The 24303-nt window shown below is 43.4% G+C and carries 26 protein-coding genes; 9 read left to right on the top strand and 17 right to left on the bottom strand.

Features of this window, described 5'->3' with window-relative positions; all coding sequences use genetic code 11:
• Window positions 1-197 precede the first annotated feature (197 nt).
• From H7F15_RS05905 to H7F15_RS05890, 4 genes are all read right to left on the bottom strand, one after another.
• Window positions 198-383 carry a hypothetical protein gene (locus tag H7F15_RS05905; protein WP_185196042.1) on the bottom strand — a complete coding sequence of 62 codons (186 nt, stop codon included), beginning with the start codon at window positions 381-383 and terminating at the stop codon, window positions 198-200.
• A 10-nt stretch (window positions 384-393) separates the two neighbouring features.
• A complete protein-coding gene (locus H7F15_RS05900; RefSeq protein WP_185196041.1) occupies window positions 394-765 on the bottom strand; it encodes a hypothetical protein in 372 nt (123 codons plus the stop codon).
• A 217-nt stretch (window positions 766-982) separates the two neighbouring features.
• A complete protein-coding gene (locus H7F15_RS05895) occupies window positions 983-1243 on the bottom strand; it encodes a hypothetical protein (protein ID WP_255481112.1) in 261 nt (86 codons plus the stop codon).
• Between the two features lie 114 nt (window positions 1244-1357).
• On the bottom strand, window positions 1358-1549 hold the full coding sequence (locus H7F15_RS05890; RefSeq protein ID WP_185196040.1) for a cold-shock protein: 192 nt from the start codon (window positions 1547-1549) through the stop codon (window positions 1358-1360).
• 172 nt (window positions 1550-1721) lie between these two features.
• On the opposite strand from H7F15_RS05890, the gene H7F15_RS05885 reads away from it, so the two are divergent.
• Window positions 1722-3284, top strand: a complete 1563-nt coding sequence (locus H7F15_RS05885; RefSeq protein ID WP_185196039.1) for a radical SAM protein — start codon at window positions 1722-1724, stop codon at window positions 3282-3284.
• Window positions 3285-3331: 47 nt separating this feature from the next.
• Here H7F15_RS05885 and H7F15_RS05880 read toward each other — a convergent pair whose 3' ends face one another.
• Window positions 3332-3568 (bottom strand): hypothetical protein, encoded by a 237-nt coding sequence (locus H7F15_RS05880; protein ID WP_185196038.1) that lies wholly within the window; start codon window positions 3566-3568, stop codon window positions 3332-3334.
• Window positions 3569-4299: 731 nt separating this feature from the next.
• Here H7F15_RS05880 and H7F15_RS05875 point away from each other — a divergent pair.
• Window positions 4300-4728 (top strand): hypothetical protein, encoded by a 429-nt coding sequence (locus H7F15_RS05875; RefSeq protein ID WP_185196037.1) that lies wholly within the window; start codon window positions 4300-4302, stop codon window positions 4726-4728.
• A gap of 16 nt (window positions 4729-4744) precedes the next feature.
• Entirely contained in the window at window positions 4745-5110 is a 366-nt protein-coding gene (locus tag H7F15_RS05870; protein WP_185196036.1) for a hypothetical protein, read from the top strand.
• Between the two features lie 154 nt (window positions 5111-5264).
• Here H7F15_RS05870 and H7F15_RS05865 read toward each other — a convergent pair whose 3' ends face one another.
• Both H7F15_RS05865 and H7F15_RS05860 read right to left on the bottom strand, forming a co-directional pair.
• Window positions 5265-5465: a hypothetical protein gene (locus H7F15_RS05865; protein WP_185196035.1), complete on the bottom strand. Its 201-nt coding sequence runs from the start codon at window positions 5463-5465 to the stop codon at window positions 5265-5267.
• Between the two features lie 95 nt (window positions 5466-5560).
• Window positions 5561-5797, bottom strand: coding sequence for a hypothetical protein (locus H7F15_RS05860; protein ID WP_185196034.1), 237 nt, complete (start codon window positions 5795-5797; stop codon window positions 5561-5563).
• Window positions 5798-6362: 565 nt separating this feature from the next.
• Between H7F15_RS05860 and H7F15_RS05855 the strand changes: the two genes are divergently transcribed.
• Window positions 6363-6704 carry a hypothetical protein gene (locus H7F15_RS05855; protein ID WP_185196033.1) on the top strand — a complete coding sequence of 114 codons (342 nt, stop codon included), beginning with the start codon at window positions 6363-6365 and terminating at the stop codon, window positions 6702-6704.
• A gap of 351 nt (window positions 6705-7055) precedes the next feature.
• Window positions 7056-7205: a hypothetical protein gene (locus H7F15_RS05850; RefSeq protein ID WP_185196032.1), complete on the top strand. Its 150-nt coding sequence runs from the start codon at window positions 7056-7058 to the stop codon at window positions 7203-7205.
• A 309-nt stretch (window positions 7206-7514) separates the two neighbouring features.
• Here H7F15_RS05850 and H7F15_RS05845 read toward each other — a convergent pair whose 3' ends face one another.
• The 7 genes from H7F15_RS05845 to H7F15_RS05815 all read right to left on the bottom strand — a co-directional run bounded on the left by H7F15_RS05845 (window position 7515) and on the right by H7F15_RS05815 (window position 15744).
• Window positions 7515-7715, bottom strand: a complete 201-nt coding sequence (locus tag H7F15_RS05845; RefSeq protein WP_185196031.1) for a hypothetical protein — start codon at window positions 7713-7715, stop codon at window positions 7515-7517.
• 94 nt (window positions 7716-7809) lie between these two features.
• Window positions 7810-8220, bottom strand: a complete 411-nt coding sequence (locus H7F15_RS05840; RefSeq protein WP_185196030.1) for a hypothetical protein — start codon at window positions 8218-8220, stop codon at window positions 7810-7812.
• Between the two features lie 238 nt (window positions 8221-8458).
• A complete protein-coding gene (locus H7F15_RS05835) occupies window positions 8459-8878 on the bottom strand; it encodes a hypothetical protein (RefSeq protein WP_185196029.1) in 420 nt (139 codons plus the stop codon).
• 837 nt (window positions 8879-9715) lie between these two features.
• The gene (locus H7F15_RS05830) at window positions 9716-10423 is read right to left on the bottom strand and encodes a hypothetical protein (protein ID WP_185196028.1); all 708 of its coding nucleotides are present in this window, start codon (window positions 10421-10423) and stop codon (window positions 9716-9718) included.
• Between the two features lie 3 nt (window positions 10424-10426).
• Complete coding sequence (locus H7F15_RS05825; protein ID WP_185196027.1) at window positions 10427-12220, bottom strand: hypothetical protein; 1794 nt, start codon at window positions 12218-12220, stop codon at window positions 10427-10429.
• A 641-nt stretch (window positions 12221-12861) separates the two neighbouring features.
• The gene (locus H7F15_RS05820) at window positions 12862-13548 is read right to left on the bottom strand and encodes a DUF305 domain-containing protein (protein ID WP_185196026.1); all 687 of its coding nucleotides are present in this window, start codon (window positions 13546-13548) and stop codon (window positions 12862-12864) included.
• A gap of 96 nt (window positions 13549-13644) precedes the next feature.
• Window positions 13645-15744 (bottom strand): copper-translocating P-type ATPase, encoded by a 2100-nt coding sequence (locus tag H7F15_RS05815; protein ID WP_185196295.1) that lies wholly within the window; start codon window positions 15742-15744, stop codon window positions 13645-13647.
• Window positions 15745-15990: 246 nt separating this feature from the next.
• Between H7F15_RS05815 and H7F15_RS05810 the strand changes: the two genes are divergently transcribed.
• Window positions 15991-17562: a vitamin K epoxide reductase family protein gene (locus H7F15_RS05810; protein ID WP_185196025.1), complete on the top strand. Its 1572-nt coding sequence runs from the start codon at window positions 15991-15993 to the stop codon at window positions 17560-17562.
• Window positions 17546-18901: an amylo-alpha-1,6-glucosidase gene (locus tag H7F15_RS05805; protein WP_255481109.1), complete on the top strand. Its 1356-nt coding sequence runs from the start codon at window positions 17546-17548 to the stop codon at window positions 18899-18901. The genes H7F15_RS05810 and H7F15_RS05805 overlap by 17 nt, the downstream gene beginning before the upstream one ends.
• On the opposite strand, the gene H7F15_RS05800 is transcribed toward H7F15_RS05805, so the two are convergent.
• A complete protein-coding gene (locus H7F15_RS05800) occupies window positions 18898-19500 on the bottom strand; it encodes an AraC family transcriptional regulator (RefSeq protein ID WP_185196024.1) in 603 nt (200 codons plus the stop codon). The two genes, H7F15_RS05805 and H7F15_RS05800, sit on opposite strands and share 4 nt — an antisense overlap.
• Before the next feature lie 191 nt (window positions 19501-19691).
• On the opposite strand from H7F15_RS05800, the gene H7F15_RS05795 reads away from it, so the two are divergent.
• Both H7F15_RS05795 and H7F15_RS05790 read left to right on the top strand, forming a co-directional pair.
• The gene (locus H7F15_RS05795; RefSeq protein ID WP_185196023.1) at window positions 19692-20015 is read left to right on the top strand and encodes a four-helix bundle copper-binding protein; all 324 of its coding nucleotides are present in this window, start codon (window positions 19692-19694) and stop codon (window positions 20013-20015) included.
• A gap of 189 nt (window positions 20016-20204) precedes the next feature.
• On the top strand, window positions 20205-20834 hold the full coding sequence (locus H7F15_RS05790) for a DUF2911 domain-containing protein (protein WP_185196022.1): 630 nt from the start codon (window positions 20205-20207) through the stop codon (window positions 20832-20834).
• 430 nt (window positions 20835-21264) lie between these two features.
• On the opposite strand, the gene H7F15_RS05785 is transcribed toward H7F15_RS05790, so the two are convergent.
• Window positions 21265-22323, bottom strand: coding sequence for a c-type cytochrome (locus H7F15_RS05785; protein ID WP_185196021.1), 1059 nt, complete (start codon window positions 22321-22323; stop codon window positions 21265-21267).
• A 161-nt stretch (window positions 22324-22484) separates the two neighbouring features.
• On the bottom strand, window positions 22485-24137 hold the full coding sequence (locus tag H7F15_RS05780) for a bifunctional UDP-sugar hydrolase/5'-nucleotidase (protein ID WP_185196020.1): 1653 nt from the start codon (window positions 24135-24137) through the stop codon (window positions 22485-22487).
• Window positions 24138-24303 lie beyond the last annotated feature (166 nt).

Genomic DNA, 24303 nt, shown 5'->3' with positions numbered 1-24303 from the left:
ATCATTAGTGGCTTTTAATAGCCTTTGACAACAGGGACCATTTGTTTACAGCACCTACTTTTGAAATAATAAAAAAACCGCTTACATGTCGAAATAAGCGGTTTTTGAAACTTTTGATTTAGACCAAAGGATGGAATTGCTGAACTATTTCCACAGGTACTGATAAATTTTAATAAACTCTATAGATGTCCAATAACTTAACTTTTTAAACTCCCACCCTTATATGGCAAAAGTTCACGCTCGTAATATACTTTGTCTTTTTCCTGGGGATTAGCCGGATCAGTACAATAATAAATACGGCTGGCATAGCGCCTTATAGTTAAACTACGAGACAGATTTGTTATAGCAACTACTGCTGAGCCTTCCGGATATAAATTTTCCATTTTAGTAGAATTAGTTATTATTTGATTTGTTTGTTGCCTTGGCTGCTTTTTTTGCCTGCTTATCGGCTTCAACACGGTTACGCTGGGCTTTTGCTTCCATCCTGGCGGCACGTTTAGCTTGTTTGGCAGCATAAGAAGCTTCTTTGTCTATGCGTTTTGCTTCTTTGGCATTTGCCTCCGCAACTCTGGCATCTGCCTTGGTGTCGCTTCTTAATGCCTTGGCTTCAGCTAAGCGGACCTGGTCAGCGACTGCTTTAGCTTTGACTATTTCCTTAGCCCTTTTTTCCTCGTCTTTGGTAGGTGCAGTCTGTGCAGAGGCTGTAGATGCTGCTAACAGAAATAATCCTGTGAACAGCGAAAGTAAAATGGTTCTGTAAATCATGTTTTGTAGGAAAAGGTATATTCTATTATCCTACTTAAGTATACGTATAGGCTAGATATTAAACCGTAAATAGCTGAATATAAATAGTTTAATTTATAATGGATGTCATGCAGCTCTCCTGAAGGCATAAAAATCGAACCCTTAGCAGCTGAAGATCAGTTGGCGCTACGCTGCCCTAGGCTTTTAATTACTACCTGTAATACTTTCTCTTACAAGGTCAGTAGTTGAAGCAGGGTAAAATAGATTTGTTTTTAGTACTGGAGCAAGACATTAGTACCGTTCCGGATCCATTTTTCGAAAATACATTATCGTTAAATTCACCAGCCACCAACACCGAGTTACTATCTATCACGGGTGTGCGGGTGCTCATAAAATCTGTAAGTCTGTCCTGGTTATTTGGTACCCAATCCAGTCCTTTTTTAAGAGCGATGCAAAGGTATTCGTGCGTGGTCGTGTCAACTAAATATTTACTATTCATCTTCTGTTTTTAAGGTTTATGATGGGTAATGTGCTGTTAAGGCAAACACAGTTGTAACAACAATAAAAAAGCCTTACCGGCAGGCAAGGCTTTTCAGAAATGTATAGTTTAAAACTAAGCGAGTTTTACGTTAACCGCGTTTAGTCCTTTACGTCCTTCCTGCAGGTCAAAGCTCACTTCGTCATTCTCTCTAATCTCATCAATAAGGCCTGAGGTATGTACAAAGTACTCCTGATCTGAATTTGTTTCTTTAATAAACCCGAACCCTTTCAGGTCATTGAAGAATTTTACTGTTCCGTTATTCATATTATGTTCTTTATTGTATACCTACTACATATCTGCAGGTATATACGTTCATTATTTTATACAATATACAATAAAAATTCTACAATGCGTTTTTGTTGTCCGTATTACTATTTATTTCGTTATATAATTATATAAAGGATTAAATGAGTAATTCTTATTTTAGTTTGTCCCCATGAAAGTACTGAAAATAGGTATTATAGATCTGGTGAGTAAGGGCCCTACCAGTACTTTATGGGCTAGGGTAATGCACGCTAACTTGGCAAGCATTATGCCGCAGGTAGTTGCAACTTGGTGTGAACAGGAAGGTCATGAGATAAAGCTAATCTGCTATACCGGGCTGGAGAATCTTCAAAAGGAGCTACCTAAAGGTGTCGACCTGGTATTTATCTGCTCCTTTACCCAGTCAGCTTTGCTGGCTTATGCTTTAAGCAATTATTTTCGAAGTACAGGTGCAGTTACCGTATTAGGTGGGCCGCATGCCCGCTGTTACCCAGATGATGCTGTTAAGTACTTTGATTATGTTTTGGGCTTTACCCATCAATCCACCATCAGAGAGGTGCTCGAGAATTGCGTGCCGCAGCGGCCGGAAGGAATACAGCTGTCAGCAGCGCGGCAACCGGCACACTTACCTGGAGTAAAAGAGCGCTGGAAGTTTATGGAGCCTACGCTAAAGAAGGCCCCTTTTCTGAAAATGGTGCCCATGATCGGGAGCGTTGGCTGTCCATATACCTGTTCCTTTTGCATAGATGCGACAGTGGCTTACCAACCCATGAATTTTGATGTTATAAAAGAAGACCTGCAGTTCCTGCTGACAAAGTTCAAGAGACCTACTGTAGGCTGGCATGACCCTAACTTTGGCGTACGCTTCGAAGCCAACATGGAAGCGATCTCTTCTGCTGCTCCATTAAAGAGCTTCCGATTTTTTGCAGAAAGCAGCCTTTCTATCTTGACAGAAGAACACCTGAAGGTGTTGCAGCAAAACGGCTTTGATGCTCTGTTGCCCGGTATAGAATCGTGGTATGAGTTAGGTAACAAGTCAAGAACATCCCGCTCGGTAGGAGAAGAAAAGGTAGTACGCATTTCAGAACACATTAATGTGATGTTCCGTTACGTGCCTTACGTGCAGACAAACTTTGTGTTAGGGCTAGATAGCGATGAGGGAGAAGAACCCTTTGAGCTTACAAAGCGCTTTGTGGATCTCTCGCCGGCCGCTTTCCCGGGGTATTCCTTATTAAGTGCCTTTGGACAGGCGGCTCCTCTGAACCTGGAATACCAGCGTGCAGGAAGGATACTACCCTTTCCATTTCATTTTCTAAATAATCACCTGGCCATGAATATTAAACCCAAGAACTATGAGTGGGTGGACTTCTATGACAAGGTAATTAACCTGACAGACTTTACGTTCTCTAAAAAAGCGATTTATCGCCGTTTCATGGCCTCGTCCAGTCGGTCAGCAAAGTGGATGAATTTTATGCGCGCTGTCTCCTCGGAAGGGTACGGCCGCCTACGCTTTTTCAGGCAGGTGCGCAAAAATTTGGTAGAAGATACAGGGTTCAGGAAATATTTTGAAGGAGAAACTCAGCAATTGCCTCTATTCTACAGAAACATCATCCGAAATGATCTGGGATATTGGTGGCAATGGCTGCCAGAAGGGGCAATAGAACATGACCCAAATGCATACTTACATAAGCAAGTTCAACAGCAACCTATAGTTGGGCCAGGAGCTGAAGGATAGTATAACTGAGCTAAAGGATAGTATAACTATAGCAGGCTTGGGCCAGCTTATTGTTTGAGATCTATAACATACTGTTCCAATGCCAGTGGGTGCTTGGTTTGCATAATAGAAATAACAGCCCCCATCAGCTCACTATCTTTTACGTTAGTTGAATTTAATCCCATTAAGCAACCAAAGCTTTTCTTGTCTTTCAACCGGATGAAGGACCTGAGTTGATGATAAAAAGACAAAGCAGCTACAGCTTCCATTTTAATATTAAGAATGTTATAAATTGTTGTCTTCATAGTGTTCAAGTAAAGTATAGAGTTGCGCATGGGTGTTGATTAATAATGGTTTAACTCTTGACTTGTATGACAGTATTACATTTGATTAAGTTCTAAATGTATAATAATATATTAATTTAATTCTACATAGTAATATCTTTTCCACGTGCGCTGATCACAGTTTATGTGCTTTATATGATAAGATACAATAAAAGCCCGAACGAATGTCCGGGCTTCCTTTTTTCACAGCTTTACTATTGGGAAATAATAAGTTTGGAAAGGAACAGAAATGGCCTTCCATGTTGTGCTGGCATCGCATTAACATTACTATATTGTATTAGGTGTTTGGCGTAATGTGAACATTGCTAATTGGCAGCAGAGCTACTATAGCCGTGATTATTTGATTATTATTCTATTTAGTTACATTTCAACTGTTGAAGCAGGTTTTAGCTGGCTATTATCAAACGCCCTAACTCCTGTGTTATCTTTCTTATTAGTATACGTGTGCCGTTGCAGATAAGCCGGATATATTTTTAACTTAAATAACGTAATGATTTAATAAGGCCACTCGTGCCTGCGGGAGCATCTTTCAGCTACATCTGTTGTTAAAGTTTAATTTGAAGATGAGATAATTTAGATATACTCACTGTGTTATAAACTATTCCTCACTCTATAGCTGTTGTATTAATACACCTTTCCTTATGGGCTAATTTCTTTAATTGTTACATCCACCCGCTTTCTACACTCTTACTATGAAAACTAACTACCTTACAAGCAACGACTATAGTATTTACCTGCAAGGGCTTCTCAAAAGAGCACCAACTGTGATAGAACTGCATGCTTTTGAAGAAAATCAGGACTTGTTACTGATAACAAAAATGGTCGATGAGAATGATGCCTGTCACCTTACATTTACTAAAAGCACAAGCGTTAAACTCTTACCTACTAGATTAGTACGAGGTAGTACTATTCAGTTACACAGCCAGCAGGATGGGCACAGGTTTTATACTGTGCTTCTGGATGAGCCTGATTTTGAAGATACCCGCTATCTGATGTTAGATGCTGCTGTAGAAACCATTAGTTTGGACGATACTATAATAACACTTATAAGAGACGTACAGTTGATGACTGTGGAAGAATTTGTCCTGCGTTATAGTCCTGTATTATGTAACTTAAATTAACCAGTAACTTAATTTTTTGAAAACGATGACACAGGAACAATTCTATTTTTGCCTTGATCAGATTCTAGAACTTCGTAGTAGGATAAAGGATACTTACACTGTCCGTAGAAAAGCACAAGTTATAGAAGCTACTCTGGCAGAGGAGGAGCAGGTAAGTTTTGATGCTTTAAAGCAATTTAAAGAAAATAAAGAAAGCGCTGACAAGAACACTTTAGAGTCGCTGTCACTTCTAAAAAAGTTGGCAGTCCAGGAAGCCAGTATCAGAGCTTATGTACCAGTCTCTCTATACGGTAAAACTATAAAAGCGACCTACCAGAACCTGCCTGTCATTTATGTAACAATTGATATTCAAAGTATAGCTATAGAAAAAGGGACATTGTAAAGTAACTAACCCGGTAAGTAAAGTGATTACTTGCAGTTATTTATTTTGATCACCGTAGTCACCACTATTATAGCTACTTCAAAAGCCTGCTAAAAGCGTAATCTTTAAAATAAATCGCTATCTTATTAACCTGGATGTGGTGCCTGGCTTGGATTTACCAGAGCCCATCAATAAAGCCTGAAAGTTTGGTTGAATAGCCTCCTTTGGTAAGACATAGCATCTCACCGGTAATATCATTTCTTACCCAAATAATCGCATTTTCTTTTTCTCCATTCAGCATTGTATACTCATCCCAATAGGCATTTGCTGCAAGGGCTACTTTTTGCTTGAGTGTATTTAGTTTTTCGTTATTCATTGCTTAAATTTTAAGTTATTTTATGCAGATATAAAGGCATTTACATCTACCTGTTATAGTTATAAATAAGTTATTTTAGGAATAGGCAAGTTAAATCATATTTCCTGAGCTAAACGTTTACCTTCCTGTATGCCTTTATCTGTAATAGTATAGGTACAAGGAGTTACTCCATCGAGTTGATGCACATAACCACTTTCAATTAATTCATCTATCAATAATTGTAAGTGGCTTGTATTAGGCATTAACCCTAAATTTTCTTTCTTTGATAAATCACCTATTACAAGTGTTTCATGTTTAATGAGGGTATTTAAGACGATCGAACGATTAAGCATGATTTCTGGATTAAAATTAGTGTAAGACGAAACTGGTTCAGGACAAACGACTAAAATGAAGGGCTTTTTTAAAGTGTTACTTGCTAACGAGCAGAAACTAACTATCCTAATTATGTATACGCTTATAATAGAAATTAAATAATTTTCTTTCGCAGTTGATAAAAGTTTAGCTTACGAAGTAATCAATTGGATCACGTATCCTAAAACTTATAAGTAGTAGACTTAGGGAAGTTTACTCCATCATTACAAACCTATTTTAAGTAAAAATTAGGCGCTCGTGTTGGCTCTGTAGATAAATACCAGCAAAGAGTGGTGCGGGTACACCTTATAGATTTCCATTTAAAGCAAGGTTAAAAATGGCTGACAATGCAAATGAATCCAAACAACTCACTCTTTACTGTTAGAGCTGCTCTGCATTATAGGCAGGGGCGTGGGCTCCGGCATATCTCGTCCTTAAAGCTATTAGCAAGTGTGATTACTACGCATCAACTATAGGTATAAGACGCCGTATATTTAGTAATATTACATTACTGAGGGGAGGATTACATTACTGAGGGGAGGCAAGGTGCAGTTTAACATAGATAAGTTTTTTGACAGACTTCAGGGACAGTCACTTTCTAGACAGGCAGCCTGTCTGGCCGTTGCTGAAGAAATTGAAGATGCTGAAAAACAAAAGCTTGCTTTTGTAGATCAAGCAAGTGAGAACCCTGCGTTTTATAAATTTATTTGCAGCCAGATTAATAGCTACATTCTGTATCTGAATGTACTGTATAACAGAATCACTACAGACGAACATAAGAAGCTTACTAAGCAGGCATTTGACGCTGATAAAGCTTCAGTTTATCATACTATGAAGCTGTTAATACACATAGATCAATATGAAAGCAGGATAAAGAGCGGACGCTAAAATAGGATTGAAGTAGTAGGAAGGCTCTGTAGCATGTTCAGTAAAAAGGAAGAATAGCTTGTTGAGTTCCTGGAATATAACCAGGAAAAATCAACAACTTTAATCGCATTTAGGATACATGGTTTATAAGATAAACAACAGAGCAGCAGTTTTGTGTGTTTAACTAGTAAATAAGAGCAACAAATCGCAAAGTTTTATTTTAAAATTTGAGTGGGTTTGATGCTTAGTTCCATCTATAAGCCTTACCTATATATAATACATGTAAATAATGCTTAACTGGGTAAATATATCCAGAGTAATTTAGTGCCGACCAGGCCCTATAGTAAGTCTGAGCTGTGTGTGCTGTATAATGTGAGTGAGCGCGTGCTGAATGCCTGGTTAGAAAATATAGGGCACTTGGGTGCTTACAAAGACAGACTGTTTACCCTGCACCAGATGTACCTGATCTTCGATCACCTGGGCTGGCCGGAGGAGAAGCCAGGGAAGCAGGACAGGGTATAAGCAACTTGGTAGAAGGCGTAGTTATAACAATTTCACTACTGGTGTAAGTACTCTTGTCCCTAGACATACTCGTCTATAAAGGATTATGTAAGGAGGAAATGAAGAGGTATTCCGCCTCTGTAATTTCAGAGACAGAATCATCGCAAATTCTATAGGAAGTATCAATTGTTCTAGAATCGGTTATCACCACTGCTTCGCCAATACTTCGGGCCCGGATAGCTAGCCAAATAAAATTGGGACTATGATCAAGTTGCAGTTTTGCTTTATAATGTCTCATGTTGGCTATATAATAGCTATCACAAACAGGTTCTAAAGAGAAAATCTCTCCTGCCGGAGTTCGTTCAGTCTATGCTGGATAGCTGACTCGAGTTTTCTGTAATGCTCTATTCTGCCTGACAATGGTTGCTTTTCAATAAGATGCCGGATATAAAAGCTTGCTTCAACAGCATGCTGCCGGTCAAGAGTAGGAATATCAAGTCCATCCAGCACAAATTCCAGAATAGTTGTCATAGCTAATCTTCGATTAAATTATGTGCCGAGGATATATTGGTTTACTCTGGAAGTATAGGCAAGGTTGGGATAAGTAGGAATTAAAAACTTAAACTTACTTCAACACAAGCCAATACATTGCTTCTTCCATTGTGGGGAAAGTGCGAAGCAGGTACGGTAGGGGAATGGTGGTAGTGATATCCTTTATAGTGCCTTCGGCTCGTTTCTCCAGATCAGGGTTTGGAGCCTGTATACGGGCTAATTTCTGCAGGCGCGTCATTGCTAATTTGCTGGCCAGGTAGACAGAGATCTTTCTGCTTTCTTCGGCACTGACAGAGATAACAGTACGTCTGGAGTCAAGCAACAAGTACTTCACATCATAAGCAATAACGTTGTCTACCATAATGTCAATGCTGTAATTTACTTCATCCACTATATACCCGTGCAGGTCCGGGTAATCGACGCATAATATATCTGTGGCCGGATCGTAATTTAGTTTTATCAGGCTATTCTCGAAAAGAAGCATGTAACTGAGGTGAGAATTTTTTGCCCAAAGTTAAGATAGAATGGAATAAGAACAAACAAAGACCACTAAGGTTACTCCTGGTACTGACCAGACTGGCCAGCCAGGAACCTTAGCGGGTAAAGAATCATCAACTATGCTACGATGAGATGTCAAATAAGAACTTCCGGCTGGTATTTCGGGAAATTCATATAGATATACTCTAGGAAGATATATCCTAGGAGCACTACCTAAAATATCTTTAGCTTAATACTCCTGATTTAGTTTGAGTAAGCCAATCTACGCCATCCGGATAGCTGTGGAAATACTGATATTCAAACGTGATGGCATCGCAAGCTTCGTTCAGTATGTTTTGAACAGCCATAGCGTTAAATATATCCATAGATACTACAATGAATAGTTTTTCAATGCCTGTTTTACTTAAACGCGGGATTAACTCTTTCTTAGTCCAGGCTTGGTCTGCCATCACTAGGGGCCCCATAAACCGATTATCAGTCAGGACGTACTTTACATTTTGTTCCTGGGCGAGTTGTAGCACCATTTCAAGGCCTGCCCGGTAATCTTCACTCGGAACAAAGCCGTGCCACTCTAGCACCACCATATGCTTACTAGGAGCCTGATAGATCTTTAAATATCTGTTTTCAAAAAAGGTAGAAAGCATGGTATCATAAAAAGGTTAATAAGCCTTAAAAGGTATTAGGATTAAAAATAGTTAAACTTGCCTTGTTTCAAAATAAAGATTTTTCATTGTGTGTAGGTAAACAGTAGCGCTTTGTTCATGGTTCGCAAGTTGCTATCTAAAAATGATGATCTTTATCACTTTAATTTTAACTGTAAAGATTTAATTAGTACACGTTAAATATCGAAAGGCGGGTTGGCATGCCTTTTTATTGTATACACTACCGCTATACATAATTACCGTCTACACACGCAATGCGCGCTAAAAAGCATGAAGCCAATTATTAAATGGTCACAGGGGCTATACATGTGGAGTGTAAGGCACACAATCTGTAAGTAAAAGAGAAAAGCAACCCCAAAAGAAGTAGAGCCTCTAGTAATAGGGTACTTCTACCTGCTCAACTTAACTTCATAACAGAAAGCAGGCAGTCGCAAAAAGCTACATTTATGATATAATACAAATCGGGTAGGAACTAAAACGAGGGGAGAAAAAGCGGATAACAATTTAGAAAATCTTTTTTGTTACTTTCCTGTTACTCTGGAAATAAAAACCCGCTTATTTCATTAAATAAGCGGGTTTTGCTGGGTTATCGTGTAGACCAAAGGATAGAATTATCGAACCTTATCCACAGAGATATAGAGTTATTAATGCGTTACTTAGTTATAGACTAAAACTGTTTTTGTTTGTCAAATTAACGATTAGCATGTGTAAAGTAATTAATTTAATTAATTGTATAAGTTAAGTGCTTACTAGAATCTTATGAGCACTTTTGTATCTGCTTATCTTATTATGACAGTTCATTATCTTGGCATAACATAATTATTTCCCAATGTTAAACCCAAGAGAAATGTTCAGGCGAAGGCCACTCCAGTCAGGGGCAACTTCCTGATTATTGCTAGTTAATATCATATCTTTATTGCCTTCCCAATAAAACGAATTACTATCATTGTAGAGATAACCTAATGTTACTTTAGGTTCTATTCGATTAAAAGCCCGGGCTATGCCAATATATGGTTTCAATCCATACCCATATGCCTTAAAATCATCCTTAGCACTATCCTGGTAGTCTTCAATTTGGATATTTGACTCAAGGGTAAGGTCGCTGAAAATAAAGCTACTTTCTAAGCCAAGAATAAACTTTAGATCACCAGTTCCAAAGTCTCTACTAAGGAATGCCCCAACAGATTTGTATTTTACTAGCTGATCGGAAGTGAATTTACCTGAATAGTCTTCATAGGCCACACGACCACCTGAAGATCCAGTTTCAAAAAAAAGGCTAAAACGATTTTGCTCAGTCAAGTGGTACGAAACCACTAAGCCATAGTTAAAATACGCAGGAAACTCATCAGTAACTTTATACTGTACACCCGTGCTATGGCCCATTTCAGCTTGCAATTGTTTCATTTGGGACATATTGTATGTACCTAAACCAAAGCGAGGTTCAATTGTAAAACGACCTTGACCATTAGCATGTAAAGCTATGATCAGAAATATAGCTATGTTAAAAAAAGTAAGTCTGTGTTTCACTAGTTAAAATGTTAGAGGCAAATAATAGTTGTTGGTATAAAGTCTGTTCTTGAAAAAAAATACAGGATGCACAACCCTTATCTTTTTTAAGAGCACGTTCCTATTAATATCATAGATATATAAGTATTCAGAATCTGAGGCAGTAACATAACCTGTTGCTGGATCTATTCGGGAAAAGTAAACGCCAGCATCCATTGTAAAGCTTTTAACTACTGCACCAGTCGTAGTGCTATAAAATGGCAAAGTTTGATTTCCATAGAGTGTATAAAGTGGTTCTGTAGGGTGATAAATGAGCTCTGAGTAGGTTACGTTAGGGGTATATGTCTTAACCCATTCTTCAGAAGAATCTTTTTGGTACAAATAATTTGGAGATGTAATCATTTGACCATCTGGACTAATTGAGTTGTAGGCAGGTAAGGTTGAGTTTGTATTTGTTAGCTCAAGAGTGCCAGTGTTCATATCAAAGACATGGGACACATTCGTACCACTTCGCCTGATATAGTTAATAAGAAGCCTATTGGTATTAGTTGCAGTTAAATACACATAATCATAGGATTGCTTTGGTATTAACTCATTTAAGTTGAAGGTATTGATAACTGAAAGCGATTGAGGGTCTAGTTGAAGTATTTGATTTGGCCAAACAGAAACATACAGGTATTTACCATTGTTTGAGATCGTAAATGAGCCAATATTATAACTTGCCGAGCTTATTACTTGCATCGTTGTAGCGTCAATATTCTTAATACTAGCGCCTTTATGATGATAGAAGAGATTCGTTGCAGGTGTAAATGCAGTAAACTCAAGTGGACCAAATGAATTTTCACTGCCAAATCCAGGTATGACAGAACTATGCCAGACAGAAAACATATTTGCGTTTTCTGTATTTTCAGGTGTTGTGTTTAAATAAAAGTTAAAGCTTGTTCCAAAAGGTAGATCTTTAAAAGTTATAATGCTGTCGTTTACATTAGTAGTTTCGAATTTCCTGTGAATGTCGTGTGCTGACAACTCAATTCGACGCTTGCCAAAATTATTATAAAATTTATTCGTACTTATGGTCAAGACTAAATCATTCGTATTTTCATATTTATAACTTTTAAGCTTAGGGGTGGGTGCTGTAAATGGTACGCGATTGCCATATGTAATATTCCCCGATACGTCTTCAGCACCAAGCATATAACTTACAGATCCACCTATATATTCCGTGTCATAGCCAAGGGTGTCATTCGGGCCATAGCTAACTCGTCTTACTTCGTCCCCATAATCTGCGTAGCGGTATAAATGTATCTTTTTTAAATAACGACGCTGATATTTATCCCATGTTATTTTAAGTGTGCCATCCTCTGCATACACTTTTGCAATATTAATAGCAGCAGGAGGAGCATTATCAATTACCATGACCCAAGTTCTGTAGGCTTCCAGCCTTTCTGCGCCGGTTTTATCGGCTAAACTACCTGTGCCAGATCCAGTTTGTACAAGCAACTTTAGTTCATGAATCCCATCTGTAAGATGCTTAGTGTCAAAAGAAATTGATCCGCTTTTTTCAAAGTTTTGTAATACAGTCTGGCCATCGAATTGCATCCGGTATTCATAAAGATGCTTACCCACCGTATTAATAGTAAAATTATAAGAAACACTTCCACGAGCATAAAGGGTGTCACCTGATTCATCAAGGTTAAGAGTTATTGCAGTGTTAGGTGTAGGACTGACCTCTTCATAATGACTTCCCGATGGGGAATAATCGCAAGAAATCAAAAGTAAGCTGCAGATAGTGAAAAGGAAGAAGTAAAAATGTTTCATGTAGTATGGTAAATTGGAAGCGTGTACTATATTGTAGGTTATAAATATATATATAAGATATTAATTTAGAGGATATATTCCTTATATATTCTTTTAAGGTAAGTTTTGAATACACTTGCCTTAGCACAAATTAAAGATAGGAGCAATTAGGGGAGTGATACCTGAGCAAAGATCATCTATTTATGTGCTTCGCTGCTGTGCAAATTAAATGTAAAGCTGTAGCTATTGTAGTATTTGTGTTCACGAGTTGCTTTCTAGTTATGACACAGAAATAGCTCATACCTAGCTCAAGGAAGATAGCTGGTGAAGGAGCCTATCAAATCTTGAATTAGAAGTACAGTGCTACTTTTAAAAATATGAATGTTATAGAAAAGTCAGGAAGTAACAAGGGTGAAAATCTTTTTTGTTACTTTTCTGTTACTCTGGAAACAAAAAACCCGCTTATTTGCTGAAATAAGCGGGTTTTGATGGATTGTCGTGTAGACCAAAGGATGGAATTATCGAACCATTTCCGCAGGGATTTTGAAGTTTTAAAGGAGTTCTTTGAGCTATGTTCACCTTAAGAATTCATTACTCTAATGCTTTTTATGCAACAGACTTTTGTTGTGTGACAAACAAATTGCTAGTAGTTTTAATAGCTGTTATTTATTCTGCTGTTGCCAGGTTTCCAGCTCATTTATTTCCTTTGTCTGCTGGTCAATGGTTTTCTGGGCCAGTTGTTTCATTTCCTGGGTCTTTCCTGTTTTCAGGAATTCTTTAGCTATTTCGTTACCCATCTGGTGGTGGTGGACCATCATGGCGGCGAAGTTCTGGTCAGTATTCATGCCGCTCATGTCCTGCTGGTGCATCTGCTGCATCATGCGGTTCATCGGGTGCATCATACGCATAGTTGTAGCTGTATCCGCTTTGGTTGGTGTGTGCTTGCTGGTAAAAGTCTGTAGCTGTTGTATCTCTTCCTGATTAGACTGTTTTACCCGTTGTGCTATTTCTTTGAGTTTACTGTCAGTGCCGTTCGCAATTTCTTCGTCGGCCATACGTATGCCGCCTTGGTGGTGGCGGGCCATCAACAGGGCGAAATCATAGTCTGGGTCGCCGGTCATCTGTGCGCGCATGCTTCGCATTTCCTGCATGTTCTGATGCATATGGCCCATCATGCCACCTATCTGCCCACCAGTCATCATGGCTGTATCCTGTTCCTGGCCTTCAGTAGCCATATCGGTTGTGCCTTCGGTGGTGGCGGTAGTGCTTTCGTTGCCACAGGCTGTTAATGTCAGTGTTGTTGCTGCAAAGAAAGCAAAGTGCTGTAAGTTTGTTTTCACATTTTTCATAGTTTGTTGTGAGTTGGTTAGTGCCTAAATGTAGTATACGCTTATAGTTTTAACCTGATGAAATTAACAGATTAACTGTTGTAACTACTTAGTAAATTACCTGATCTCTCTTCGCAAAAGCTGTGCGTTAATGGCCACGATTACCGTGCTCAGGCTCATCAGTGCTGCTCCCACTGCAGGTGATACCATAATGCCCTGGTTGTAGAGCACCCCCGCCGCCAGTGGCAGCGCCACCACGTTGTAACCGGTGGCCCAAATCAGGTTCTGGATCATTTTGCGATAGGTAGCTTTTCCAAAAAGTATGAGCGAGGCAATGTCCTGCGGGTTGCTGTTCACAAGTATAATGTCGGCTGTCTCGGCGGCTACGTCGGTGCCGGAGCCAACGGCTATGCCAACATCGGCCTGCGCTAGGGCAGGAGCGTCGTTCACGCCGTCGCCAGTCATGGCTACGAACTCTCCTTTGTGCTGCAGCTCTTTTACCTTCTCCTGCTTCTGGTGCGGCAGCACATTGGCCAGGTAACCGTCCATCTGTAGCTTGTCACTCACGCTTTTGGCCACGCGCTCGTTGTCGCCGGTCAGCAGCAGGTTCTTAATGCCGTTCTCCTTCAGCACCTTTATGGCCTCAGCCGACTCTTCGCGTATCTGGTCGCGCATGGTGATATAGCCAATCGGTTCTCCATCCACCAAAGTATAAACCACTGTTTCCACGCCCTCTTCGGCCTCGCTTGCTGGTACCTGTATGTTGAACTCCTTGATGTAGTTCGGCCCCACTACCTTCACATCTCGGCCTTCTACTTTGCCTTCCAGCCCTTTGCCCGGCAGGTAGTTGAAAGATTGGGAGGGAGGCACCGTTATACCTTCTTCCTTTGCACGGCGAAGTATACTTTGGGAGATAAAATGCTCCGAGTTCTGCTCCAGACCCGCCGCCAGTCGCAGCATTTCGCGCCCGTCCATTGCCGTATTAAATGTCACGACAGAGGCAATTTCGTGGGAGCCTTGGGTAAGGGTGCCGGTCTTGTCGAAGATGATGGTGGTGATCTTTCGGGAGTTCTCGAAGGCGGTGCGGTTACGAATAAGCAGGCCATTGTTGGCAGACACGGCCGTGGAGATGGCCACCACCAGCGGCACGGCCAAACCCAGCGCATGTGGGCAGGAGATGACCATCACCGTCACCATCCGCTCCAGGGCAAAAGCGAATTCCTGCCCAAGTATAAGCCAAACAGCCAGCGTACCAAATCCGGCAATAAGCGCAATATAGGTAAGCCATTTGGCGGCACGGTCGGCTAGCCGTTGCGTTTCTGATTTGGTTTTCTGCGCCTCCTGCACCAGCGTGATCACTTTGTTCAGGTAGCTTTCCTTGCCGGTAAACTCTACCCGCACCCGTAGCGCCCCATTGCCGTTTATGGAGCCGCCGATTACTTTCTCGCCGCTGGTCTTCTTTACCGGCTTGCTCTCACCGGTCAGCATACTCTCGTTCAGGTGGCTTTCGCCGTCCTCCACCACGCCGTCTGCCGGTACTTTCTCGCCGGGCTTCACCAGTATAAGGTCGCCTTTCTGTAGGTCTTCAATCCGCACTTTCACTGTTTCCCCGTCCCGTATAAGCATAGCTTCGGCGGGCATCATACTTACCAGCAGCTCCAGCGCCTTGGAGGCACCGAGCACCGAGCGCATCTCTATCCAGTGCCCCAGCAGCATGATCACGATCAGCGTAGCCAGCTCCCAGAAAAAGTCCATGCCCTCAAGTCCGAACACAACGGCGGTGCTGTAAAGGTAAGCTACCGTAATGGCGACTCCGATCAGCGTCATCATGCCCGGTGCGCCTTTCTTCACCTCCTCGGCCAGTCCCGTCAGGAAAGGCCAGCCTCCGTAGAAGTAGATGATGGAGGAAAGTATGAACGCGATGTACATGGCGTAGGGCACGTCCAGCGAAAAGCCCAGGATGTGCTGCACCATCGGGCTCAGAAGTATAACAGGTACAGCCAGCACCAGCGACACCCAAAAACGCTTTTTGAAGTCTTCGATCATCATGCGGTGGTGGTCGTGGCCGTGCTCGCCGTGCGGTGGGTGGCCGGTGGTGTCATCATGCACGGCGTGCTCGTGGCCGTGCAACGTTTTCTCCTCCAGCCGTTCGGTTATTTGGTCCTTCTGCTCCCTTGCCTGCTCTTTAGGGTTATGCCCGTAATGGTCGTGTTTCATGATCTTAATTACAGCCGTTATGGCTGAGTCCAAAGTATTTATACTTGGTGCAGGAGCGTGCGTTGCACGAATAAAGTATTATATAAATACTTTCCTTCATTTTATAAAACCAATGCCGCCAGGTGCGGGTAAAATTAAGGATGAAGCAACTTTTAGTTCAATGGGAATCAATTGTAAAGCTTGATGACTAATGAGCTAAAGCAGGAAAGGGGAGGCAGTTGAAAGTATAAAGTACAAATCTGAGCCATGGATAACGACCACCATAAACAAACAGAAGACAACGTCCACCAGCAGGGCGGCGACATGGGCATGCGCGGTGTAACCCGGCCAATGGCTGAGAAGCAAATGCGTGAGCATAACAAGAAAATGCACGAAGGTGGGGATGATGATAAAGACAAGGGGCACGAAATGAAGATGGACCCCGAGATGCGCCAAAAGATGCTGCACATGCACCACATGCAAACGCTGTGGGTGTACTGGATGATCATCATACTTGGTGCCTGGGTATTGGTTTCTCCTTTCACCTTCGACTACAGCATCGGCACGGTAAATCCTTCCGGGGGCAGGGCAGTGTGGCTGGACATGGACCAGCGCATCGCTTTTATGAAGTGGAGCGACATCATCAGCGGTGCTCTGCTGATCTTCTTCGGCTGGCGCGGCCTTACGCCTAATCGCCCCGTCAGTCTCTGGGTTTGCTGCTTTGTGGGTATCTGGCTCACCATGGCCCCTATACTTTTCTGGTCGCCTTCGGCGGTGGCCTACCTTAACGATACCTTGGTAGGCGCCCTCATCATTGCCCTGACCATACTTATACCGGGCATGCCGAACATGATCATGTATATGAAAATGGGGCCAAAGGTGCCGCCGGGCTGGAGCTACAACCCCAGCTCCTGGCCGCAGCGCTGGATTATGATGGTGTTGGGGTTCTTCGGATGGATCGTGTCGCGCTACCTGGCCGCTTTCCAGCTGGGCTACATTGATTCGGTGTGGGATCCCTTCTTCGGGGGCCAGAGCCAGCAGGTGCTCAACTCCAGCATGTCGCACTCTTTGCCTATCTCCGATGCGGGTCTTGGAGCCATTGCTTATACCTTTGAGTTCCTGATGGGCTGGATGGGCAGTCCCGCCCGCTGGCGCACCATGCCCTGGATGGTGGCCGTGTTCGGCATACTGGTTATCCCGCTGGGGCTGGTGCACATTTTCCTGGTAATCTCGCAGCCGGTGATGGTAGGTGCCTGGTGTACCTTCTGTTTGCTGGCCGCTGCCATCATGCTCCCCATGATCCCGCTGGAGGCGGATGAGGTGATTGCCATGGGCCAGTTCATGAAAAAGAAAGTACAGCAAGGCGAAAGTTTCTGGAAGACGTTTTGGAAAGGCGGCACTATAGAAGGCAGCGAGAAAGAGGAGCACGCACCGGAGCTGATGAAATTCCCGCAGGAGCCGGGCAAAGTATATGCGGCATCTATCTGGGGCATGAGCTTCCCATGGTCGCTGTCGCTGGCAACTTTGCTGGGCGCTGCTATGGTGTTTGTGCCCACGCTGTTCGGGGTTTCTATTCATGATCCGGTAGCAGATGTGCTGCATTTGTCGGGCTCTTTGGTAGTTGTGGTATCGGTTATCTGCATGGGAGAGCCATTGCGTATCGGGCGTTACCTGAACATACCGCTGGGACTGCTGGTGGCGGCAGCACCCTGGTTTATGGGAGGGCCAACCATGCTGAATATCACGGCACTTATACTTGGTTTGGCGTTGGCGGCCCTGGCTATACCGCTGGGTCCTGTTAAACAACGCTATGCCGGCTGGGATGACTACATCAAATAAAACGATGCAACAGCAGGGGCAGCAGGTGCTGCCGGATGAGGAGCTGGTAAAGCGCGTGCGTGACCTGCTGCACCGCAACATGGTCAGCGGGGAGCGGGCAGGGTTCAACTATCACTTCACCAAACCGTCGCCGGGCACTTACCCCTTCCAGTTTTTCTGGGACACCTGTTTCCATGTGTTCACGCTGGTGGCGCTGGGCGAGGTGGACATGGCCAAGAAGCACATGCGCAGCCTGTTCGAGATGCAGCGGCCCGACGGCTTTGTGGGGCACATGAGTTACTGGAAACGCCTGTGGCCGGGCCGCGTAACTGACCTGCTGCAGCTGCGGCCCGAGGATGTGGTGAAGCTCTACAAACCGCACATGTCGGCGCTGGTGCAGCCCCCGCTCGCTGCGCAGGCGGTGCTGCGCGTTTACCAGGCCGATAAGGATACTGCGATTGTGAAAGAGATGATGCCCCGGCTGAAGAAGTACTACCGCTGGTTGGCTGAAAACCGCGACTTTGAAGGGGAGGGGCTGCTGTCCATCATCTCGCCTTTTGAGTCGGGTATGGACTGGAAGGCCAGCTACGACCCGGTGGTTGGCTACGATAAAGGCAAGGCCGGCCCGCTGCTGTTCTGGAAAGTGATACAAGTGGACGCCTTCAATTTCTTTAAGAATTATAACCTGCCCGAGATCTACAGGAGCAATAAATTTATCGTGAAGGATGTTGCCTTCAACACCATCTACGCGCAGAATCTAAATGCTCTTGCAAAATTGTGCGCCATACTTGGTGATGAAGACGAAACGCATTTTCAGGAGCAGGCAAGTATAACGGGGCAAGCCATTTTGCGACACATGTATGATGAAGAGGACGCAGCCTTTTACGACCTGCACGGCCATCATTACAAGAAGCTGAAGATCCGGACAGGTACCATCTTTTTTCCGGTGGTGCTCAGGAGCGTGCCCAGGGAAGTATGCCAGCGGGTGCTGGAGCGGCATCTGCTGCATAAAGACGGATTTCATGTGCCCTTTCCGGTGCCCTCGCTTGCCGTGGATGAGGCTGCCTTTAACCCCGACGAATCGCTTTACCTCTGGCGTGGGCCTACCTGGGTGGTATTTAACTGGTTTCTGCAGGAGCTCCTGCTGGACAGGGGATTTACGGCGGAGGCGGATAACCTACTGCAAAGTATAAAGCAGCTCATAACCAAGAGCGGATTTCGGGAGTACTATAACCCTTTTACCGGTGCGGGGCATGGGGCCGAGGACTTTACCTGGTCCGGCCTGGTGGTGGATATGATCAAGCGGCAGCGGGAGCCTGAAGCTTATCTTTTGTTTATACTTTTAAGTATGGCTTCTTAAGCTCCAAGCTCTATCACGTCAGTAAGCGGTACCCTGAGGTGAATTTCCTGGTTGCGGTACTGCAATGGTGTATAGCCGGTTACCTCTTTAAACTGGGCGGAGAAATGCTGTATACTTTTGTACCCTAACAGGCTGGCCACCTCGCTTACGTTCTGCTCCTTGTACTCCAGCAACTCCTTTGCACGCTCTATCTTCTGGAGTATCACGTATCTGCTCAGGGGTAATTCTTCCAGCTCTTTGAAGGTGGTGCTAAGGGTGCCATAGTCTTTGTGTAACTCGTCGGCCAGGTAAGTAGAGATAGTGGTTTGCAGTTGGGGAAGCTTGTTCTGATGGATGAGATCGAGAATCAGCAGTTTTATCTGCTCTACTAACGTTGCTCTTTTGTCTTGCAGCAGTTCGAAACCAAAGGCTTCCAGGGCGGCTGTTATACTTTTAAAAGTCTCCACGTCTGGCACACAGACTATTGCACATCCCAGTTCCACCTCAATAACCTTCACTCCGATCCTTACCAGTTCGTCCTGCACAACCTTTATGCACCTGGGGCACACCATGTTTTTTATATGCAACTCCTGCACCTGTTCACAGTCCTTTTTATCCATTGTTCATGCGTATGATTGTTCTGCAAAGGGTTACCCTCTATACGGCACAGCCTGGGTAAAGTATAAAACAGTGGGTAGTCAGCCGTTTGATCGCCTTGAGATTATCTATAAAAATTATCCAGAAATCTGTAAAACCGGGTCTGTCGGGAGCAGGTATACTTGGGAATCTATTATCAAAAAATATAAAAACTATGAACGCAACGATGAATAAAGAACTGCTTTCTGTGCTGGCCGAATGTGCCGCCGCCTGTAACTACTGTGCTGTGTCTTGCCTGAAAGAGGATGACGTGAAGATGATGGAGCGCTGCATCCGTCTGGACCTGGACTGTGCCGCGATCTGCGAAATGGCACAGGATTACGTAGCCCGCGACTCCACTTTTACAAGGGAAGTGCTGGATATGTGTGCCAGAGTTTGCCGTGCGTGCGGCGAGGAGTGCGCCAAGCACAAGCATGACCATTGCCAGATGTGCGCCGAAGCTTGCCGCCGTTGCGAGCAGGCCTGCCAGCAGGCATAAAACACATCATCTGAAAGTATAGAGTACAGGCTAACAAATTTCTGTACGCGCTGATGTAAAGAACCTGACCAAATTTGCTTTTGGCCAGGTTCTTTGTTTTTCATTGGCAAAGCACGGAGTGAAAGGTATATTTTGTAGTTTTAGAAATAAAAATCCTATTATCTATCACTATATCACACGCTTTTGAACATGAATGTACGTTTTAGTAAGATTGCTGCCGTCGTTATACTTGGTGCCGGCCTTACTTTTTGTAGTCAGCCAGAGCAGGAGCAGGAAACACCTGTGGAGGAGATTAACCATGCCGGCAACAACATGCAAACCAGCGAAGGAGCTACCAATATTGGCGTACAAGCAGAACCGGACACGCTGAAAGGAAGCCTGAAATCAGAGGCACACGGCATGATAGGCAACGCGCACCTGACGATTAACTATCACTCTCCAGCCGTACGTGGCCGTAACATCTGGGGTGGCCTGGTGGCTTATGACCAGGTATGGGTAACAGGGGCACACTCTGCCACCAGCCTCACAACAGATAAAGACATTACCATTGGAGGGCAAAATTTAGCTGCCGGCAAGTATGCTTTGTTCACCATCCCAGGTAAAGAGGAGTGGACGATCATCATCAACAAGAACTGGGAGCAGCATTTGGCCGATGACTATGCCGAGGCAGAGGATATACTGCGCATCAAAGTAAAACCGGAAACAACAGAGCAGCACCAGGAGCGCCTGCGTTACGAGATTGTATCTGGAAGTAATAATAATGGTACTATGGTTATCAGCTGGGACAAATTGAAAGTTTCAATTTCTGTTGCTGTATAGAAAAGATGTTATGTAAGCTGACATTAAGTATCTATTAGCATTTATAAAAGTTTAAGCACTACCTGATACGGGATGCTCTCTTGTGCACATTAATTTTTATATGCAGATAATTTTTAGCCTTCACAACGTTAATCTTTTCATATGCTGCTATGCTTTTTAGAATAGGTAATTTTGTGTGTTTGCTATGGAGTAAATTGCTGATTCTACCAGTGAATTAGTTGAGAACAGTACTTCTGAAAGGTAAAGTGCTTTAATGATGGGAATGCATTTCTATTTGTATAATCTTTAACTATAAATACATAGGTGTTACAAAACTTTAGGTATTAAATAAAAAATGTCTTCTGTGTTAGAGATGATTTAATATCTGCTAAAACAGAAGACTTTACAAACTCTTCATTTTCAGCAATATGCATAGAAGCCTAAGTTAGCATTACTTTGATCTGCTTTTAACTTCTATGATTGCCTTAAATGGTCCGTATTTATGTTGATGCTCCGAAAAGTTATCAGTAAAAGGCCCAAAAGGATGGTCAAAAGGCTTCTTTGATATATCAGGCCAATCATTGCTGATGTCTTTAGTCGGTCTTGGCTTTGAGTTTACAAAGGCAGCTATATCCCAGGCTTCTTCATCAGATAACTGTGGCTTATCATACGTTGCCCCTAAAGGCATATTAGCCTTCACATATTTTGCAAAATTAGAAATGCGGTATAAACCAGCACCATCGTTGTAGCTATTTCCGCCCCATAGTGGTGGGTAAACATACACGGCACTTCCTTCTGGTTTCATGCCTTCGCCTTCTGTACCGTGGCATACCTGGCATTTCTGTATGTATATTGCCTTGCCTAATTCCGGACTGGCTGCACGGTCTAACATTTCAATATTAATCAAACCAGAGCCTTTCACTTTATCTCCCTTTTTCACATCTTTTCCAACCCATTGGATGTAAGCAACCATTGCCTGCATTTCTTTAGAGTCTTTATCAGGTGCGGTTCCGTTCAAACTACGTTCAAAGCAGTCAGTTACACGCTTCGTTACATCTTCTTCCATTCCGGATCTTGCCCTAACTTTAGGATAGGTAGACGCTACTAACGCATAGTTATTACCAAAGGGCTTTGTTCCTGCATCCAGGTGGCAGTTCTGGCAGTTCATTCCGTTCGATATATGTAGTACACTACCTTCAGGACCAAGATATTGCGCCGTATTTTTTACCAGCTCGTGCCCATATTTTATCTGATCACCTTCGGGTGTGGCAGGTAGTGATGCCAGATCAGGGGCTTTCCACATCTCATCTTCTACTATAGTTTCAGGAACTTCATCTGATGCACTGTCTTGAAACATATGGCTCAAATCCGGTAAAAACGTATGAGTCGGTGAAACTCGGAAAATCACTACGATAAACAGAAGTAGAATTGTAGTAAGGGCACTTAAGCCTATTAAGTTTGAAAACTTAATTAGCAGACTGCCAAAGTCTTGTTCCTGATTATTTTTCATAATGGTAGTATAAAGTGAATAGAAGTACAAGCTAGCTTATACCTATTAAAGTGTATGTGACTTTTGTCACATGATGTGTTTCATAAAAAAAATTGTCTGTTGATCATAAAAAAAGCAGGAAGTTTATACTTCCTGCTTTTAGAAACACAAACACTAAACTATTATCTGAAAGTATAATCCACGTTTGGTAGCTGAGAAAGTACCGGCGATTCCAGGTCCAGCACTTTGGCTCTTCCGTCTATTTTTGGAGATACTGTGCCCTTCTTTTTCAGGTACTCTTCCATCACATCGTGCACTGTATAGTCCAGTACTTTCGGGTCTTTGGCGTTCGGCATGCGGCACAGCACATGGTCTGGTTCACCGGTTCTGCGGCAGGCAGCCATGGTGTATTCCTTCTTTAGGTCAAGAGGCTTACTACCAACCGTGATCGACTGCACACGTTCCCCTTTAGGGGCATTGGCTTTGAAGGTTAACTCCATTCCGGAAAAACGGATTACCCAACCCCCAAAACGCTCTAATGGCTTCTCTGCAAATACGTTATGCAGTTCCTGTTCCATCCAGTCCTTTATCTGCTGGCCGGTAGCCTTGCCTGTTTTCACGTTCTCGTTCACGGGCAGCATGTTCCAGATGTCGCTGTAGGTGATGGGCGCTTTACCCGAAGCGTCCGGTACAATCGGAGTTCCGAAACGGAATCCATTTGAAATAGCAATGTCTGCACCTGTCTTCCAGCGAACCGCGTCGGTAATCATGTTATCCAAAGCATTTTCCACCACCAGGTAGCGGTACAAGGGCTCTGTGGTATAGCCCAGCACGCGACTCATCTGCGCTTTATAGGGCGCCAGCTGTTCATCTACTATTTTCTGCACTACTGGGTCTGCCGGATATTTCTTTGGGTCTACATCAATCAGTTCATAGTTCTGGTTTACTATTTTACCGTCTTTCACCTGCAGGTCCAGGCGACCAACAAAAGAACCAAATCCGCCAGGTTCTACTACCTGTGCATACTTGCGCTTCAGCGGCTTTCGGATTCGCTCGTGTGTATCGTTGCCCAGTACAAAGTCCACGCCTTCAATCTCAGGCTGATCAGCCAGGTATATCTGTTTGGAAATTCCCAGGTGCGTTACCAGGAACAGGATGTCCACACCTTTTTCTTCTTTCAGCTCTTTAATCAGGGGTTGCAGGTTATCTTCCAGACCTTTAAAGATAAGTCCTTTGCTGAATACCGGGTTTTGGCGTACCGGTACTTCCGGGTCGTTGTAGGAGATAAAACCCAGCTTTACACCTTTCATTTCTTTGATGATGTACGGTGGGTAAAGCATGGCTGAAGTAGACTCATCATAGATGTTGGCGCATACTACCGGCTTGCCATAGGATTCCAGTATACTTCGCATTTTCTGGCTGCCGAAAATTACTTCCCAATTACCCGGAATAAGGAAATCATAGTCCATTGCTTTGATAACTGGGGCAATGGCATCTCCTTCCGACATGGCGGCAACGGCGCTTCCCTGTATCAGGTCGCCGCCGTCAACGATAACGGTACCTCCCGGATTTTCTGCCTTTACCTGCTTAAAGAGTGTCTGTATGTGGGCCATACCGCCACGCTCTTTAAATACAAACTTGCCATTCTCTACAAACATCTCCTGGTGGGGCATCAGCTGCCCATGGATGTCGGCTGTCTGTAAGATGGTAATGGTTTCAACACCATCGTTGCTGGCTGTGGTTTCAACCTTTCCTGTGGTCTGGCAGGAGCTAAATGCAGCAAGTCCAATGACAGGCAGGGTAGAAAGTATAAATCTTTTGAAGTTAAGCTTCATATTACTTTAGTAAAATAGGTGTAAGGGATAAGCCTAAACAGAATAGGTTTATCTATACTCTGGTAAATGGATTTTTAATAGGCACACCGTGGCTTCAAGCTCATAATTTGAAAGGATGTTCTAAAAGGAGCAGGAAGGGTGCAGTTAGACGTAGCAAACCCAAGAA

This window comes from Pontibacter sp. Tf4, assembly GCF_014212495.1.
Lineage (GTDB): Bacteria > Bacteroidota > Bacteroidia > Cytophagales > Hymenobacteraceae > Pontibacter.
This window is presented reverse-complemented; position numbering and strand designations above follow the sequence as displayed.

Bases quoted from the DNA above. Each gene is read 5' to 3' on its own strand.
- H7F15_RS05905 (WP_185196042.1), bottom strand. From the start codon at position 383: ATGGAAAATTTATATCCGGAAGGCTCAGCAGTAGTTGCTATAACAAAT.
- H7F15_RS05900 (WP_185196041.1), bottom strand. From the start codon at position 765: ATGATTTACAGAACCATTTTACTTTCGCTGTTCACAGGATTATTTCTG.
- H7F15_RS05895 (WP_255481112.1), bottom strand. From the start codon at position 1,243: ATGAATAGTAAATATTTAGTTGACACGACCACGCACGAATACCTTTGC.
- H7F15_RS05890 (WP_185196040.1), bottom strand. From the start codon at position 1,549: ATGAATAACGGAACAGTAAAATTCTTCAATGACCTGAAAGGGTTCGGG.
- H7F15_RS05885 (WP_185196039.1), top strand. From the start codon at position 1,722: ATGAAAGTACTGAAAATAGGTATTATAGATCTGGTGAGTAAGGGCCCT.
- H7F15_RS05880 (WP_185196038.1), bottom strand. From the start codon at position 3,568: ATGAAGACAACAATTTATAACATTCTTAATATTAAAATGGAAGCTGTA.
- H7F15_RS05875 (WP_185196037.1), top strand. From the start codon at position 4,300: ATGAAAACTAACTACCTTACAAGCAACGACTATAGTATTTACCTGCAA.
- H7F15_RS05865 (WP_185196035.1), bottom strand. From the start codon at position 5,465: ATGAATAACGAAAAACTAAATACACTCAAGCAAAAAGTAGCCCTTGCA.
- H7F15_RS05860 (WP_185196034.1), bottom strand. From the start codon at position 5,797: ATGCTTAATCGTTCGATCGTCTTAAATACCCTCATTAAACATGAAACA.
- H7F15_RS05845 (WP_185196031.1), bottom strand. From the start codon at position 7,715: ATGACAACTATTCTGGAATTTGTGCTGGATGGACTTGATATTCCTACT.
- H7F15_RS05840 (WP_185196030.1), bottom strand. From the start codon at position 8,220: ATGCTTCTTTTCGAGAATAGCCTGATAAAACTAAATTACGATCCGGCC.
- H7F15_RS05835 (WP_185196029.1), bottom strand. From the start codon at position 8,878: ATGCTTTCTACCTTTTTTGAAAACAGATATTTAAAGATCTATCAGGCT.
- H7F15_RS05825 (WP_185196027.1), bottom strand. From the start codon at position 12,220: ATGAAACATTTTTACTTCTTCCTTTTCACTATCTGCAGCTTACTTTTG.
- H7F15_RS05820 (WP_185196026.1), bottom strand. From the start codon at position 13,548: ATGAAAAATGTGAAAACAAACTTACAGCACTTTGCTTTCTTTGCAGCA.
- H7F15_RS05815 (WP_185196295.1), bottom strand. From the start codon at position 15,744: ATGAAACACGACCATTACGGGCATAACCCTAAAGAGCAGGCAAGGGAG.
- H7F15_RS05810 (WP_185196025.1), top strand. From the start codon at position 15,991: ATGGATAACGACCACCATAAACAAACAGAAGACAACGTCCACCAGCAG.
- H7F15_RS05805 (WP_255481109.1), top strand. From the start codon at position 17,546: ATGACTACATCAAATAAAACGATGCAACAGCAGGGGCAGCAGGTGCTG.
- H7F15_RS05800 (WP_185196024.1), bottom strand. From the start codon at position 19,500: ATGGATAAAAAGGACTGTGAACAGGTGCAGGAGTTGCATATAAAAAAC.
- H7F15_RS05795 (WP_185196023.1), top strand. From the start codon at position 19,692: ATGAACGCAACGATGAATAAAGAACTGCTTTCTGTGCTGGCCGAATGT.
- H7F15_RS05790 (WP_185196022.1), top strand. From the start codon at position 20,205: ATGAATGTACGTTTTAGTAAGATTGCTGCCGTCGTTATACTTGGTGCC.
- H7F15_RS05785 (WP_185196021.1), bottom strand. From the start codon at position 22,323: ATGAAAAATAATCAGGAACAAGACTTTGGCAGTCTGCTAATTAAGTTT.
- H7F15_RS05780 (WP_185196020.1), bottom strand. From the start codon at position 24,137: ATGAAGCTTAACTTCAAAAGATTTATACTTTCTACCCTGCCTGTCATT.